Annotated in this window: 11 protein-coding genes; 7 read left to right on the top strand and 4 right to left on the bottom strand. The window is 63.6% G+C overall.

The annotated features are described in order from the left end of the window. The first annotated feature begins 11 nt into the window (after positions 1 to 11). The 3 genes from ACFSJC_RS18365 to ACFSJC_RS18355 all read left to right on the top strand — a co-directional run bounded on the left by ACFSJC_RS18365 (position 12) and on the right by ACFSJC_RS18355 (position 3,792). Complete coding sequence (locus tag ACFSJC_RS18365; RefSeq protein ID WP_386028651.1) at positions 12 to 737, top strand: c-type cytochrome; 726 nt, start codon at positions 12 to 14, stop codon at positions 735 to 737. 384 nt (positions 738 to 1,121) lie between these two features. Continuing rightward, the gene (gene zwf / locus ACFSJC_RS18360; protein ID WP_386028650.1) at positions 1,122 to 2,669 is read left to right on the top strand and encodes a glucose-6-phosphate dehydrogenase; all 1,548 of its coding nucleotides are present in this window, start codon (positions 1,122 to 1,124) and stop codon (positions 2,667 to 2,669) included. A gap of 13 nt (positions 2,670 to 2,682) precedes the next feature. Beyond that, a complete protein-coding gene (locus tag ACFSJC_RS18355) occupies positions 2,683 to 3,792 on the top strand; it encodes a glucose-6-phosphate dehydrogenase assembly protein OpcA (protein ID WP_386028649.1) in 1,110 nt (369 codons plus the stop codon). A gap of 141 nt (positions 3,793 to 3,933) precedes the next feature. On the opposite strand, the gene ACFSJC_RS18350 is transcribed toward ACFSJC_RS18355, so the two are convergent. From ACFSJC_RS18350 to ACFSJC_RS18340, 3 genes are read right to left on the bottom strand one after another with little or no spacing between them, the layout of a single operon-like run. After that, a complete protein-coding gene (locus ACFSJC_RS18350; protein ID WP_386028648.1) occupies positions 3,934 to 5,037 on the bottom strand; it encodes a lipocalin-like domain-containing protein in 1,104 nt (367 codons plus the stop codon). Further along, a complete protein-coding gene (locus ACFSJC_RS18345) occupies positions 5,037 to 7,547 on the bottom strand; it encodes an FtsX-like permease family protein (RefSeq protein WP_386028647.1) in 2,511 nt (836 codons plus the stop codon). The genes ACFSJC_RS18350 and ACFSJC_RS18345 overlap by 1 nt, the downstream gene beginning before the upstream one ends. Continuing rightward, positions 7,544 to 8,197, bottom strand: a complete 654-nt coding sequence (locus ACFSJC_RS18340) for an ABC transporter ATP-binding protein (RefSeq protein WP_386028646.1) — start codon at positions 8,195 to 8,197, stop codon at positions 7,544 to 7,546. The genes ACFSJC_RS18345 and ACFSJC_RS18340 overlap by 4 nt, the downstream gene beginning before the upstream one ends. Positions 8,198 to 8,554: 357 nt before the next feature. On the opposite strand from ACFSJC_RS18340, the gene ACFSJC_RS18335 reads away from it, so the two are divergent. Further along, complete coding sequence (locus ACFSJC_RS18335) at positions 8,555 to 11,020, top strand: AMP-binding protein (protein WP_386028645.1); 2,466 nt, start codon at positions 8,555 to 8,557, stop codon at positions 11,018 to 11,020. A 63-nt stretch (positions 11,021 to 11,083) separates the two neighbouring features. Here ACFSJC_RS18335 and ACFSJC_RS18330 read toward each other — a convergent pair whose 3' ends face one another. Next, the gene (locus tag ACFSJC_RS18330) at positions 11,084 to 11,995 is read right to left on the bottom strand and encodes a DUF3108 domain-containing protein (protein ID WP_386028644.1); all 912 of its coding nucleotides are present in this window, start codon (positions 11,993 to 11,995) and stop codon (positions 11,084 to 11,086) included. 113 nt (positions 11,996 to 12,108) lie between these two features. Between ACFSJC_RS18330 and ACFSJC_RS18325 the strand changes: the two genes are divergently transcribed. The 3 genes from ACFSJC_RS18325 to ACFSJC_RS18315 all read left to right on the top strand — a co-directional run bounded on the left by ACFSJC_RS18325 (position 12,109) and on the right by ACFSJC_RS18315 (position 15,198). Next, entirely contained in the window at positions 12,109 to 13,098 is a 990-nt protein-coding gene (locus tag ACFSJC_RS18325; protein ID WP_386028643.1) for a hypothetical protein, read from the top strand. 136 nt (positions 13,099 to 13,234) lie between these two features. Next, positions 13,235 to 13,444: a hypothetical protein gene (locus ACFSJC_RS18320; protein WP_386028642.1), complete on the top strand. Its 210-nt coding sequence runs from the start codon at positions 13,235 to 13,237 to the stop codon at positions 13,442 to 13,444. A gap of 50 nt (positions 13,445 to 13,494) precedes the next feature. Next, positions 13,495 to 15,198 (top strand): hypothetical protein, encoded by a 1,704-nt coding sequence (locus ACFSJC_RS18315; RefSeq protein ID WP_386028641.1) that lies wholly within the window; start codon positions 13,495 to 13,497, stop codon positions 15,196 to 15,198. The last annotated feature ends 43 nt before the right edge of the window (positions 15,199 to 15,241 follow it).

The raw sequence follows: 15,241 nt of genomic DNA, 5'->3' as shown, positions 1-15,241 counted from the left end.
AGGTCACCTCCATGAACAGATACCTGATCCTGACACTCCTGCTGATCGCCAGCTCCATCCATGCCGACGACGAAACGGCGAACCATGTGACCGATGTTCCCGAGCAGCCCTATGCACCCGGCATCGAGTCGCCCGGCTACATCTGGAACGACCTCAAGGGCGAGGAGCTGCTCGCCCTGCGCGCCAAGGGCGACGCCGCTCGCGGCAAGGCGGCATTCATCGTCTGCGAGGGCTGCCACGGCAGCCAGGCGCTGGGCGACGAAGCGGGTTTCTATCCCCGGCTTGCGGGCCAGCATGCCTCGGTCCTCATCAAGCAGCTGACCGACGTGCGCGAGGGGCGGCGCGACAATCCCAAGATGTATCCCTTCGCCAGCCAGCACGTCATCACCACTCAGGAGGTGGCGGACATCGCCGCCTATCTGCACAGCCTGCCGGTTCCCGAGTCGCATGGCCAGGGACCTGGAGTCGACCTCGATCGAGCGGCGAGCCTTTATCGCAAGGACTGCCGGGTTTGCCACAAGACGCATGGAGAGGGTGATGCGGAGCAGTTCTATCCGCGTCTGAACGGCCAGCACTATCAGTATCTGCTGCGCCAGGCGCTGGACATCCGCGACGGGGTGCGTCGCAACGCCAATCCAGACATGGTCGAGGCGATCAAGCCCTATTCGGACGACGAGATCGAGCAGGTCATCGACTACATCTCGCGGATGCCGGTGGAAGTGGGCGACAAGGAATAGGCTCCCTGGGCCTGTCAGGCGGAGCATCGGGCGCCATTCGCATCACCAGCCCGATCGGGCCGACCATCGCCGCCGGCCATGTCCGTCTGGCGTATGGCTTTGCGTACCTGGTGGCCATCATCGATTCGGTGCCACCTGGTATGAGCCTTTTCGACACGTGCTTTCGCAGAAGCCTGATGGGCGTTTTGCGGTCTTTTGTATTTCGTGCGTCCCTTGGCCTTGCCTCGACAGGATCTGCCTCAACCTGCCCACTGGAGAGTGCCTGAACCGGCTGCGTTGCGCCCGTCGGCGTGATCGATGCAGCGGTTCAGGTCAGCGTCCTTACCGCGACGCCGCCGTCGATGTGCAGAGGCGCCGGTCGCACCAGGCAACAGGTAGCCAGTCATGACTGAGACCAACGCTGACGCGAACCCGTTGATGACCGAGCGGAGCGAGGAGTCCTTTCCGCAGGCCTGCACCATCGTGATATTCGGCGGTGCGGGCGATCTATCGAAACGCAAGCTGATTCCGGCGCTCTACAATCTGGCGCTGGACGGCCTCCTGCCGACGCAGTTCGCCGTGATCGGGTTCGCTATCGATGCGCTGAGCGACGAGGCGTTTCGCGACTTCGCGCGCGACGGCATCGAGCGCTTCTCGCGTCGCCAGATCGACGAGGAGGAGTGGCGGGAGTTCGCCCAGCATCTGTTCTATCAGCAAGGGGATTTCAGCGAGGCTGCAGACTATGCCGCGCTGAAGGCGCGAGCCGAGGAGATCGAGCCGCACTTCGGTATCGGCGGCAGCCGGCTCTACTATCTTGCGATCCCGCCGAGCTTCATCGAGACCTGCGTCTTCGGTCTCCGGGAGGGCGGGCTGGTCGCCCCCGCAGATCAGGATCTGCCCTTCACCCGTCTCATCGTCGAGAAGCCGATCGGGCGCGATCTCGAGAGCGCGCGCGGGGTGAACCGGGCGCTGCAGGCCTGCTTCGCCGAGCATCAGCTCTATCGCATCGATCACTATCTCGGCAAGGAGACGGTCCAGAACATCCTCGCCATGCGCTTCGGCAACGCCATCTTCGAGCCGCTGTGGAACTCCAAGCACATCGATCACGTGCAGATCACTGTGGCCGAGGCGGAGGGGGTCGGCACTCGCGCCGGCTATTTCGAGACCGCCGGGGCCCTGCGCGACATGGTGCAGAATCACATCCTCCAGCTGCTGTCCCTGGTGGCGATGGAGCCGCCTTGGAGCATGCGCGCCGACGTGATCCGCGACCGTCGGCTCGACCTGCTGCAGTGTCTGCGCCCCATGCGCCGCCACGAGGTCGATCAGCATGTGGTGCGGGCGCAGTACGCCTCGGGCTTCTTCCTCGGCAAGAACGCCCCGGGCTATCGCCGCGAGGAGGGCGTCGCCTCGGACTCCACGACCGAGACCTTCGTCGCCCTGCGGCTCTTCATCGACAACTGGCGCTGGGCCGGCGTGCCCATCTACATCCGCACCGGAAAGGCGATGCCCAAGCGCGTCAGCGAGGTGGCGGTGCAGTTCAAGGCGGTGCCGCACATGCTGTTCAACACCGACACCGACCATCCCCTGGAGCCGAACGTGCTCGCGCTGCGCATCCAGCCGGACGAGGGCCTAGCCCTGCGCATCGGCACCAAGCTGCCCGGTCCCAAGGTCAAGATCTATCCGGTGAAGATGGACTTCCGCTACGGCTCGACCTTCGGCGACCAATCCCCGGAGGCCTACGAGCGTCTGCTGCTCGACGTCATGGCCGGCGACGCCACGCTCTTCATGCGCGACGATGCGGTCGAGGCGTCCTGGCAGTGGATCCAGCCCATCCTCGACGCCTGGGCGGCGAGCGGGGAGCGCTGGCTGCCGGAATACCCGGCGGGCAGTTGGGGGCCGATCGAGGCCGATCGCCTGATCCACGCCGACGGCTACGATTGGCGTCGGCTCTGACGAGGGGACTGCCATGAACCGTTCCGACGAGCACTACATCGACCCGGTCGAGATCGAGCGCGAGCTGGCCGCGATCTGGGATTCGATCAACCGTCATCAGAAGGACGGTCACACCGTGACCCGGGCCTCCATGTCGAACGTGATGATCTTCTGCGACGGCGAGGACCAGGCAGTGGACGCCGCAGACCGCATCCCGCGTTTGGTGCGGCATCATCCGGCGCGGGTGCTGGTGCTGGCGCTGATCGGCGAGCAATCCGGCGACGAGGTGCGGGCCTGGGTGACCGCGCATTCGCGGCGGGTCGGCGACCGCCAGCAGCTGTGCGCCGAGCACATCGAGCTGCGCTTCGGCGCCGGCGGCGCGGCGCGCACGGCATCCATCGTGCGCTCGCTGCTGATCAGCGACCTGCCGTCCGCGCTCTGGTGGCTCAGCCCACGGCCGCCAGCGCTGACCGGCGCGGTGTTCGAGGCATTCGCCCCCATGGCCAACCAGATCATCTACGACAGCATCGGCTGGGCGGATCCGCCGCGCGGCGTGCTGGCGATGACCCAATGGTCGAAGAACCATCGCACCGTGATCTTCAATCTGGCCTGGCGTCGGCTGAAGCCCTGGCGGCGGATCCTGTCCCAAAGCCTGGCCCCGAGCGTGGTTCCCGGTGCGCTACAGCGTATCGAGGCGATCGAGCTGCATCACGGCCCCCATGCGCTGCCGCTGGCCTGGCTGCTGCTCGGCTGGCTGTCCTCGCGTCTCGACTGGAGACCCCAGAAGGGTGTGCCCAAATCGGGCAAACAGTTGGTCTGGCAGTTCAGCTCGCCCGGAGGGCCGGTCCGCATCGAGGTGAACCGCCGCGACGAGGGGCCGCCGCACATCGACCGGATGCGGATCTCCTGGCGGGGCGGCGACGGCCACCCGGCCAGCCATGCGGACTATCGGCACGAGGGTCATCACATCCGCCACTTCCCGGAGGATACCGAGTTGTGGCCCTCGTCGATCCCGACCGTCGAGCAGCGCCTCGAACAGATGGTCGCCGCCCAACTGGCGCACCGCGCCGGTGACGCACTCTTCACCGCCTCGATCGCCTTCTCCGAGGCCATGGCCAAGGTGGTCAAATCGGATGCCGCGTGAACGGCGGGCCAGTGAGCGTATAGCCGCTATCGCCTTCAGTGGACATCTGGGGCGCCATTGGTCGCCGATCGGGGAGGCCGTATATCTGGCGATCGGTGCGCAGTCTCTCCGAGGACCACTCCCCGACAGCGTTCGGCGCCGCTAACCGACCTGGATTCGGTCTCCGTAGCCGGTCATTTCCAGATAGCCGCGCCCGATCTCGCGGCCAGCCTCCAGAAGGCGCACCGCGCCTTCCCAATAGATGGTTCCTGTCGACCGGCGGCTTTCGAGTTCCTGGTCGTCCATAAGCGGGCGCAGGATGAATTGGCGGGTGCCAAGGCGCAGACGCCACTCGACCGGATAGGCGATCCCGGTGCGCGGCGAGCGCCATTCGCGAAGAGGGGTAAAGGCGATCCGCTCCGGCGAGAGCGTCTCCGTGCTGCCCTCGGGAGAGCGCAGGGTGGCATTCGCCCAGAGCGCTCCACCGTCGGGTGTGCGCATCCGAAAGGCCATGATGGCGCCGCCATCGTCCAGGTTCAGGCCGACCCAATCCCAGCCGTCCGCGCCTTCGGGGATGTAGGCGCTCGACCATTCGTGGTCCATCCAGGCGCGTCCGCTGACGGTCTCGCGATGTCCGTCGAGGGTCACGCTGCCTTCGACCTTGAGCTGCGGTCGGCTGTAGTAATAGCTGGCGTTGTCTTGGTCGGGCGCCTTGAGGCTGAACCCTCCGTCACCGTTGAGCAGAGGCGATCCGTCCGGGACGAGCGTCAGTGTATAGGCAAAGTCATCGGCGTTGATTCTGGCTTCATAGCGCTCGCCGGTCTGCTCGAACGACCAGTCGCCGAGCCAGACGCTGGCCTCTTCCGTAGCGTATCCGGCACGTCCGAAGCCGACCCGTGCGGCACGCTGATCGTGACGCAGGCGACCCAGTCGAGGATCGGCGATCGCTGCGTGCGCCAGGATCAGTTGGCGCGGTGCGAATGCGCTCGGGTTGTCCTCGCCAATCCCCGTGCGCACGCGGAAGAAGGTGACCTGAAAGCCGAGAGGACTGCCGTCCGGCAGGGCGAGCCAGCCGGTCACGTACCACCACTCGGTGCGAAATCCGGGGTGCGCGCCCTCGTCGTTTGGGAAGATGAGGGTGCGGCCTGGGAGCACCGAGTCGAAGACGACATCCTGATTCGAGGGTCCAGCGGCGGGCTCGGTTGCCGCCAAGATTCGGGTCATGGGCAAGCCGGCGAGCGCGAGCAAGCAGGTGCGTCGATTCATCACCAATCCTCCCGTACTGCCAGCACCGCGTCCTCGCGCATCGCCTGCCGGCCAGCGAGCACTGCAGCCAGTCCAGCCAGGGCGATGAGCGTGCTGGCGAACCAGGCGAGCGACACCCAGGGGACGTGCAGATCCATGCTCCAGTGGAAGCTCTGTCGATTCACGACCTCGATGAGCACCAATGAGATGGCGCCCCCAGCGACGATCCCTCCGAGGATGCCGACACCCGCCGTCAAGATTCCTTCGAGCGCGAGCATTGCGCCGATCTGGCGGCGGGTGAGACCCAGGTGGCGCAGCATGCCGAACTCCCGGCGCCGCGCGGCCGTGAGCGCGGCGAAGCTCGCCGCCACTCCGGCCAGTCCGATGACCACGGCGGTCGCCTCTAGGACGTAGGTCACGGCGAAGGTGCGGTCGAAGATACTCAGGCTGCGGGCACGGATTTCGCCGGGGAAGGCCACTTCCAGTGCACCGGGGCCGCCCAGCGATTTGAGCGCCTTGCCCACGCGGATGCCGTCCGCACCGGGCGCGAGCCAGATGGCGGCGTCCTGGACCGAGCCATCGCTGGTCAGGCGCCGATAGTCGGCGAGGTTCATCATGATGGATCCGCCTTGGCGTGCGTAATCGCGCCAGACGCCGGCGACCTGAACGGGCACCTCGGTGCCGGCGAGCGGGAGCGGGACGCGATCGCCCGGACGCCAGCCATAGAGATCGCGTATGGCCTCCGAGATCCAGATCCCCGTCTCACCGCTTGCCGTCGGTCGTGCGGCCCCGACCAGTGGCAACTCGCGGCCGTCTGGAGAGACCGGTCGCGCGAGCAGCGCCACTGGCGCCTGACCTGGCTTGAGCCGAAGGCTCTCATGACGCGTGAATTGAACCCGTGCAACCCCGGGCACGGCCGCGAGCCGTGACTGTAGACCTTCATCCAGAAGGCCGCTCTGGGCGCGTCCGGCTCGCAGATAGAGGTCGGCGGGTAGGATCTGGCCTAGCCAGACATCGACCGAGTCGCGGAATGAGCCGACCATGATCGCCATGGCCGCTACCAGCGCTACGCTGGCGAGCACGCCCGTGGCCGCGATGACGGACTGTCCGGGGACGGCACCCAATCGGGCGGTGGCGAGCCGCACTGGGACCGGGCCGCGTAGCGGCACGGCCCGTGCGAGCATCGAGGCGAGCGTCGGTAACAGCATGACGCCTCCGGCGAGCAGACAGGCGATGGCCAGATAGCCGCCGATCGGGAGTCCTTGGATCGGCGGGATGAAACAGGCAGGAAGGCTTGCGGTCAGCATTGCGAGCCCGAGCATCGGAAATCCGCGCCCGCTGGACAGGGTTGAGTCGTCGTTGGACTTGAGCGCCTGGGCCGGCGCGACGGCGGCGGCCTCGCGCGCCGGGAACCAGGCCCCGGCCGCACCTGCGCCGATGCCGAGCAGCACGTAGGCCGTGCTTGCCCAAGGGTCGAACCTCAGGGTCGGGGACAGGCCCGCGAAGAACCCGGCGCCCAGATCGCCGCCGAGCAGTTTCAGCAGACCCCAGGCGATGCCATGCCCGAGTGCGACACCTGCGATTCCGCCCATCAGCCCCACGAGCGCACCTTCCGCCAGAAGCCATAAAAACAGTTGGCGGCGGGCAAGGCCGATGGCACGCAGAAAGGCCAGCTCGGTATGCCGTCGCACGACGGAGAGCGCCTGTGCGGAGAAGACCAGGAAGCCGCCGGTGACGAGCGCGATCGCCGCCAGCATGGTGAGATTGACGCGATAGGCCCGGGAGAGATTCGCCGCCTGATCCACGGCGGCTTCGGGTGCCTCCAGCAGCACGCCCGCCGGTAGCAATGGATCGAGTGCGGCATGGGCTGCGCGCTCGTCCACACCGCCTGCCAGTCGCAGGTCGATGCGCGTCAGCTGCCCAAGCCGTGAGAATTGCTTCTGCACCGCCGCGATGTCCATGACCGCCAGCTGGCGGTCGTCGGGCACGCCGGAGAGGTCGCCGGCTACCCACAACTCCAAGGGCTGGGAACCGGCATAGACACGGAGCCGGTCGCCTGGCGCGACGCCGAGCGCGGTCTGGGCCGAGGCGCTGAGAAAGAGGCTGTCCTCCGCGAGCGCGGCGAAACGGATGTCCCGGTCGGAGCGGCCCGCGATCTCGCTTGGTCTGGGAATCAGCGCGGGTGTGACGGCGCCCATCGCGAAGAGATCGACGCCCAGGATGCGCAGCGCGTCCGTGCTGCCGATGCGCTCGGTGCGCACCTCCAGCACCGGACTCGCCTGCGCCACTTCGGGTTGCGCGGCCAGGACGGCGTAGAGTCCCTCGTCGAAGCCGCTGCGCGGTCCGACGACCTGGAGGTCGGCCGCCCCCGCCATGCTGCGCATGCCTCGGCCGAATTCAGCGAGTGCGGCCTGGTTGACCGCATGCACCGCCATGCCGAGCGCGATCCCCAGCAGGATGGCGACGAATGAAAAGAGCGTCGCGGTGCGTCGTCGCGCGAGCGAACCCAGGAAGACGGGCGCCAGCCTCATCCGACAAGCCCCTCGGATGTGAGATGCAGAACGCGATCGGCACTCTTGGCCGCCTCCGGCGAGTGGGTCACCAGAATGCCCATGGCCCCCGAGATGCGGATGCTCTCGGCCAGCAACTCCCGCACCTTGGCCGCGTTGGCTGGATCCAGGTTTCCGGTGGGCTCGTCGGCCAGGACCAGGCGCGGTTCATGCACCAGGGCGCGGGCGATGGCGACGCGCTGCATCTCGCCGCCGGAAAGCTCGCGCGGCCAGCTCCCGGCGCGATCGGCCAGCCCCACCGCGTCCAGCAGCCGCTCGGCCTGGCGGTCAGCCGTCGTGCCGTCCCGTCCCTTGAGCCACAGCGGCAGGACCACGTTCTGGCGCACTGTGAGGTGAGGCAGGATATGGAAGGCCTGGAAGACGAAGCCGAGCTTGTCTCGGCGCAGTCGGGTCAGTGCGTTCTCGTCGAGACCCGCGTAGTCGGCGCCGTCGAGCACGAGCCGACCGCTGTCCGGCCGATCCAGTCCGGCGATGAGATTCAACAGCGTGGACTTGCCGACCCCGGACTCGCCCGTGATGGCGACGTACTCGCCCGGTTCGAGGCGCATCGAGAGCGCGTGCAAGACGGGGCGGCCGTTGAATTGGCGATGAAGGTTGGAAATCTCGAGCATGCGGTGATGATGCACTCATGTGGCAGGGAGGGGTCGTGTCGCGACGTCTCCCATGATTGTGTCGCCTCGGTCTTGCGGCAAGGCCGCCAAGTCACGGTGAAAAGGCGTGCTTCGAGGGTGCGTTGATGCGGCAACTGGATCGGTTCGAGGATCGCCGCTTGCATCGCCTGGTCTGATCGGCATGTTGCTTCAGCTCACATCGAGGGTTGGCGCCGTCGCATAGGCGGTTGGTGGAAGACTCTCGCATCCTGCGGCTCCGGTCGATCGAAATCAGCGTTGCGCGGGCGGTATGGGGTAGAAAATTGCCTTTTTGGCTTATCATCCGCTACTCGTTATTAGAGATTAAGACCGCTACGCATGCTTCTTGGACAACACGAAGTACCCGCCCTGATTTGGAAAGAACAACGCGTCGGCTATCGCGAGTTGCTGGCGCGTATCGACGCCGTGTCGCGTCAGTTCCCCTCTGTTCCTTGCGACAGGGTGGCGATCTTCGCCGAAAATCGGCTCGATTGGGTCTATGCCTTCTACGCGGGCCTCAAGCAGGGCTGCACCCTGGTGCCGATCGACTTTATGAGTTCGGCGGAGGATGTCGCTCATATTCTGCGTGATTGCGAACCTTCGCTGGTGTTCTGCTCCAACGGCACCCGCGAGGTCTTGGCTCAAGCCATCGGAGCCAGCAGTCGTCAGCCTCTGGTTCTGGTGCTGGACGAGCTGGATCCGGCCGCCTCCGATAGCAAGGCGGAGCCCATACCGGCACCTGCGCTCGACAAGACCCTGCTGCTGATCTACACCTCGGGCACGACCGGCAGCCCCAAGGGGGTCATGCTCAGCTGGGACAATCTGCTGGCCAATATCGAATCGATCTCGAAGGACGTGCCCATCTACGTCCCCGGGCAACGCACCCTGGCACTGCTGCCGCTGCACCACATCTTCCCCTTGGTCGGCGCGCTCATAGCGCCGCTGTACACCGGCGGTACCTGCGTCTTTTCGCCATCCCTGGCATCGGAGGACATGCTTCGGGCGCTGAACGACAATCGGGTGACGATCATGATCGGCGTGCCGCGCCTGTATCAGCTGATCACCAAATCCATCAAAGACAAGATCAATGCCAGCCGCCTGACCCGTCTGCTGTTCCAACTGGCCGCCAAGATCAATTCACGGGCCTTCTCCAAACGACTTTTCGCCAAGGTGCATGCGCGTTTCGGCGGTCAGGTTCGCTTTCTGGTCAGCGGCGGCGCCAAGCTGGACGAGGATGTCTTTCGGGATCTGACCACCCTGGGTTTCGAGGTGCTGGAGGGTTTTGGCATGACCGAGGCCGCACCTATGATCACCTTCACCCGCCCTGGCGAGTCCACGCTCGGCGCCGCTGGCCGTCCGATGTCCTGCAATGAGGTACGCATTGTCGATGGCGAGATCCTCAACCGTGGCCGCAACGTCATGCAAGGCTATTACAAGCGTCCGGAAGAAACCGCTGCGGTAATCAAGGACGGTTGGTTGTACACCGGCGACCTGGGCTATATCGACGCGTCTGGTGCTTTGCATGTCACCGGTCGCAAGAAGGAGATCATCGTCTTGCCCAGCGGCAAGAACATCAATCCCGTCGAGATCGAGGCGAAGCTCTTCGAGTCGACCGACCTCATCAGCGAGGTGGCCGTGTTCCAGCATCAGGACAGCCTGGAGGCCGCTGTCGTACCGGACTTTCGCAGGGTGCGGGAGCAGGGCATCGCCGATCTCCAGAAAACCCTCAACGAGCAGGTGCTGGCGCCCTATAACAAAGCGGTCACGCCTTACAAGAAGATTTTGAAATTGCATTTGCTTGGAGAAGAACTCCCCAAGACGCGATTGGGCAAGCTGAAGCGCTTTTTGTTGCCCGACATGGTCGCGTCGAATCAGACCCGAACGGTTGGCGGCGAGGAGCCGGACTATCCCGAGTACAAGACGATTCAGCACTTCCTCCAGCAGCAGAAGGAATGCGCGGTCTATGCCGGGGATCACCTGGAGCTGGACCTTGGACTCGACTCCCTCGACAGGGTCGGGCTGCAGTCCTTCCTAAACGCGACCTTTGGTGTCGGCGTGTCCGACGAGACCTTCATCGACCACCCGACGGTGGGGCGTATCGCCGAGTTCATCCGGGACAAGAAGACGAAGATGGCCGTCTCGGTGGTGGAATGGGCCGAGATCCTGAAGCAGCGCAGTGAAATCCACTTGCCGAGGAGCTGGGCCGCGCACAATCCGCTGCGTCACGGCATGGCCCTGCTGGCCCGCGCCTATTTTCGCTTGAGCGCCAAGGGGCTGGAGAATCTTCCCGTCGGCCCCTGCATCCTGGCGCCGAATCATCAGAGCTTCCTCGACGGCCTGTTCGTCGCCGCCTTCCTGGACAATGCCACGATGAAGCGGACCTATTTCTTCGCCAAGGCCAAGCATGTCAATCGGCCATGGCTCCGCTTTCTCGCTGCGCGCAACAATGTCATCGTGCTGGATCTGGAGCGCGATCTGCGCCACGCCTTGCAGAACCTCTCGGAGGTGCTGCGCCAAGGCTGCAATATCATCATCTTTCCGGAGGGCACCCGCAGCAAGGACGGCGCCGTGGCTCCGTTCCGCAAGACCTACGCCATCTTGAGCCGCGAGCTGGGGGTGCCGGTCGTGCCGGTGGCCATCAAGGGTGCCTGGCAGGCCCTGCGAAGCGGCTCCTGGTTGCCCAAAATGTTTGCGCCGATCGAGGTCAGCTTTCTACCCGCCGTCGAGCCGGGAGAGCGCAGCTACGAGGCATTGAATCGGGCGGTCATGGATCGCGTGGTGGCGGCGGTCGGTGGGCCTACATGACTCGATGAGGAGCGCGCCGAAACCTTTGCTTGATCGTGCACCAATGGCCGTTCTGCGGCGCGACTAGCGCCGTTGCGGCGCATCGAGACTCGCGAGCCGAACGGAGACGAATCCGATGCGCAGGTCGGCTTGGATCTCGACGGGTACGCGATAGTCATCATCGCTGAGCCAGATGGTGGCCCGACGCATCTTGGTGTAGGGCGCCAGCTGGAAATCGTCCGTGATCTTGCGGATTCGGATCTCCAGTTTTTTGGTCTTCCAGGTCTTGTCGAACACCATGCGCGCCTCGCTGCCGACCACCTCGAAGGTCACCAGATAGAGACGGTCCAAGGGCTGCACCAGGAGCACGATGTCCTTGCCGTCGCGCAGCTCGGTCTGCTGAAGGTAGAGGAGGGTGGATAGAATGTCCCGGATCTGCCCAAGCTCATAGACGCGTGTCTCATGCTCGGTATCACGTCCATCCGTTGGTGTGAGAGAGGATTCGACGCGCATCCTGTCGTTCCGGTAGGTCGCCCGATATTCCGCCCTTTCGTCGTGCTCGCGCTGGGTGTGCTCGAAGCGAGAGGGGTAGAGGGTTTTGGCCGAAATCGTCGTTCGGGTCGAGCCTTCATAGGGCCAAAAGGCACGAACCGGGCCGCTGCTCCTTGTTTTGGCCCTTGCCTGCACTGCGGCGCCCTGCTGCGGATCGAAATTCATCCGAATCGTGCCGGCCTGTAGCCATTTGCTCCAGCTGACCTCGTAGAGCAGGCGCACCGGCCGGATTTCGGCACCTTGTCTGCGAGACAGGGGGGTGATTTGGTTCGACCAGATGGGTTCTGCCGCCTGGAGCTCCGATCCATCGATCAAGGTGCACAGGGTCAAGCCGATCAGCACGGTGAAAAGCCCGGCCGCAACCTTCAGGCTGCGCGTCGCAATAGAGGCTGTTCCAGGGGTGGCGGCATCCTGCGCTGATGGTGCTGCGTCTGTAGTTTTCATGCGCTCTCTGAGGTTGATCGGGTCTGCGTCCGATAGTAGATAGAAAGGAATGGAGCGGAAAACAACGGAATGTTTGGCCGATCGGGGCGTTTCGAGTGACATCGGGAGAGGTCATGGGGGAGTTCTCGCGCGTTGGGAAGTGGGCCGCGCCTGCCTTTCAGGCGGTCGCTCTATTGCTGATGGTTACTTGGAGCACTGCGCAGGGCGACGACGGGCTCCCCGAGGGCTCTGGCGATGAGGTGGGGGTGTCCTGGTACGACGGGGGACACGACTATGTCACCGACCGGTTGCAGCGGGCGGCCGTTTGGCTCGACGATTTCTTCGGCGACCCTCGGGCCGAGAAAGAAAAGCAGGCGAGCGCCTACATGCATGTCGTGCTCGATGCATTCTACTCCGGCGTCGAGGACCAAAGCGAAAACGGAGTCCGGTTTCGCGGTGGCGTAGATCTTCCGAAGCTCGATCGCAGGCTGCGTCTGCTGGTCACCAGCGATGCGGATTCCACCGTCACCGGACGCGAGCTGGCCGGCACCGCCAAGGACGATGTCAAGGATACGGATGGGGCCGTCGGTTTGAGTTATCTCTTTCGCGATCGGCCCGGACACAAATTCTCTCTCGGCGGCGGCCTTTCGGGCGGTCTGTCGCCCGCCCTCTTGCTGGCCGGCCGCTATGTCCATACAAGACACTGGACGACGAACACGGCGTCCCATGTCACCTCGACCGTCTATTGGAAGTCCGAGGATGGGCCGGGCGTGAGCACCTTGCTCGACTACGAATGGTCGCCCGATGCGGATACCTTGTGGCGCACCACGCTGTTCGGAAATTACAAAGAAGAGATCCGTGGTCTCGAGTGGTCCGCCCAGGCGAAATGGGCAAAACGGCTGGACAGCAAGACCGCCATCAACGTGCGCGCAGGCTTCCAGGGTCAGACCGAGCCGAACAGCGTTCTGGGCGAGGGCTGGCTCAAGTTTCTCTATCGGCGCAATTTCCTGCGCCCCTGGCTGTTCTATGAGCTGGAGCCCGGGTTCTCCTGGCCCGAGAGTCTCGATTACCGGGGCGAACCGACCTTTGCGGTTCGGCTGGAGATCCAGTTTCGTCGGGACTGAGCCAACCGTCGTAACCGGATCTCCTCTTAACTACGCGCACAGCCTGTGCATCGGGTAGATCAACCACTTCGTTCTGTTGAGTCAGACTGAACGTGTAGGTCGGTCTTGGAAGGCTGAATGTCAGGAGAACCTCACCTTGGGTGATATCCAGACAAGAATCTCCCCAGACTTCATGCCGGTCGAAGCACCTTGGCAGCGGTTGCGCGAGGACTTTGCCTACCACCACTGTCTCGCGAGCGCCGAGGAATTGGCCGCACACGTGAGCGACTGTGCAAACGCCATCGACCTACGCATTCCGGTCCAGGCGGAGTTCGGCATGCCTCCTTTTCTTGGAAGAAAAAGCTGAGGGAACCTCAGAGGGCGTAGGCAAAACAGCATGAAGAGGAAATCATATCCATGATTATCTACACAGATTTGGCTCAGCCTTTGTTGGATTACGTCAGTGCGGTTGAGGCCGAGGCATCGGGCACGTCGGACAGTTTGAACGTCGACCTGACGCTGTCGGCGGATTTTTTTGCGAAGCGGCCTCAGATCCTGACCGCCAACTTTGGCTTTGACGGATACATGGGTGTGCCCGGCTTGGTGGGCGTGGACACGACGGCACAGTCCGCGGCATACCAGTTCAACGTTTCCTGGGAGGCGCTCGATCCCGCGCTCGGTGCTGCCGCACGCGCGTACTACTCCGCCGTTGGCTCAGCCGCCTTTTTATCGGTGTACGGCGTTCCGGCATTGCTGGCGGATACGATTCCCGTGGTTTTCAGCCATCCGGTCTTGGGTGAGACACTCAACCCGGAAGACTTCCTGGTCACACTGAACACTGGCGAGGTTATCACGCCAATTACCGCGAGCTTTCTGCCAAACCTTGAGTTCAACGAACGGCAGACCGTCGTCATCTCGGGTGAATGGGGCAACCGTATCGCTCCGGGAGAACCTGGAGCGCGTTACCCGGTCACTGTCAGCATCGTGGATGACGGGTCGCCCTTGCGCTTTGTGACCGACACGGGATTGATCTCAGCAGTCGGATTGAGAGTCGAAAGCCAAAATCCTTACGTTGAGGGCAATGGTCCGCGCATCCTGGCGGCCAAGCTCAATGCGTTTTCTGATCTCGGCGAGGGCAGCCCGGCTTGGCAAGGTAGTTCGACGGCCAATAGCGGGGATGATCTGTATGGGGATCAAGCGATGTATCGCTTGCGGATCTACACCAGCGCTGGGTTTTCCCCGGACGGCATCGCCAGCATTTCGCCGGATGACTTTTCTCGTTTCTTTCAGTTGACGGCGCTTGACCAGGATGGTCGCGAACTGCTGCTGGAAACAGGGGTCGATTATGTCATCAGTGGGTTTGGCTCGGTCCGTATTCTCGGCATCGCCGACACCGGATTGGCTCAGGATTCATACAACGCGGCCTACATCGAAGACCATGACAACCAGTACGACATCATCTTGAGTGGTGATTTGGCCGCGATTGAGCGGCTTCAGTCGGTTCGGATGCCTTCAGGCGATGGCTATTCACCAGTCTACAATCCCGGCGGTCCCGGCAACGATCCCGACAACAATCCTCGCGGACCCTTCACGGTGCCCAGCTCGGACCAGACGGTCGATATCACGCATGATTTTACTGCGGCCTCCTTCGTCTCATACGTTGAAGTCGATGGCCAGGTCGTGCGCAACACAATCACTGGACAGCCCATCGGGGCTAATCAGGGACTGGCCGTCGAGGACACGAGCACTGGGCATAAAATCAATCAGTACATCGATCCGGACGGAAAGATCTTCTACAGCTCGTTCGAGGTGAGCCCAATCTATGAAATCCACTTAACCGAAGCACAGCCATCGACGTATTCGCGAGTGACAGACGATCAGATCACGGGTTCGGCGCAGATCGACAGGGTCAGCTTTTCAGGGGCATTTGATCAGTATGTGCGATCTGGGAATCTGGCGGAATTCTCCTCCCAGGATTTGGTGCCATTGCGGGATGCGAACGACAAATTGTTTGACGTAGAACGCCTGGTCTACACCGACACGACCCTGGCGCTCGACATCGAAGGGCACGCAGGATTTGCGTACAGCCTTTATGGCATCTCATTACACACAACTTCATAATTCATGAGATTCCCTGGCGAATTTAATCCCGGCAGCCACGTCT

The sequence above is a fragment of the Thiorhodococcus fuscus genome (assembly GCF_042682685.1).
In the GTDB taxonomy this organism is placed as follows: Bacteria; Pseudomonadota; Gammaproteobacteria; order Chromatiales; family Chromatiaceae; genus Imhoffiella; species Imhoffiella fuscus.
This window is presented reverse-complemented; position numbering and strand designations above follow the sequence as displayed.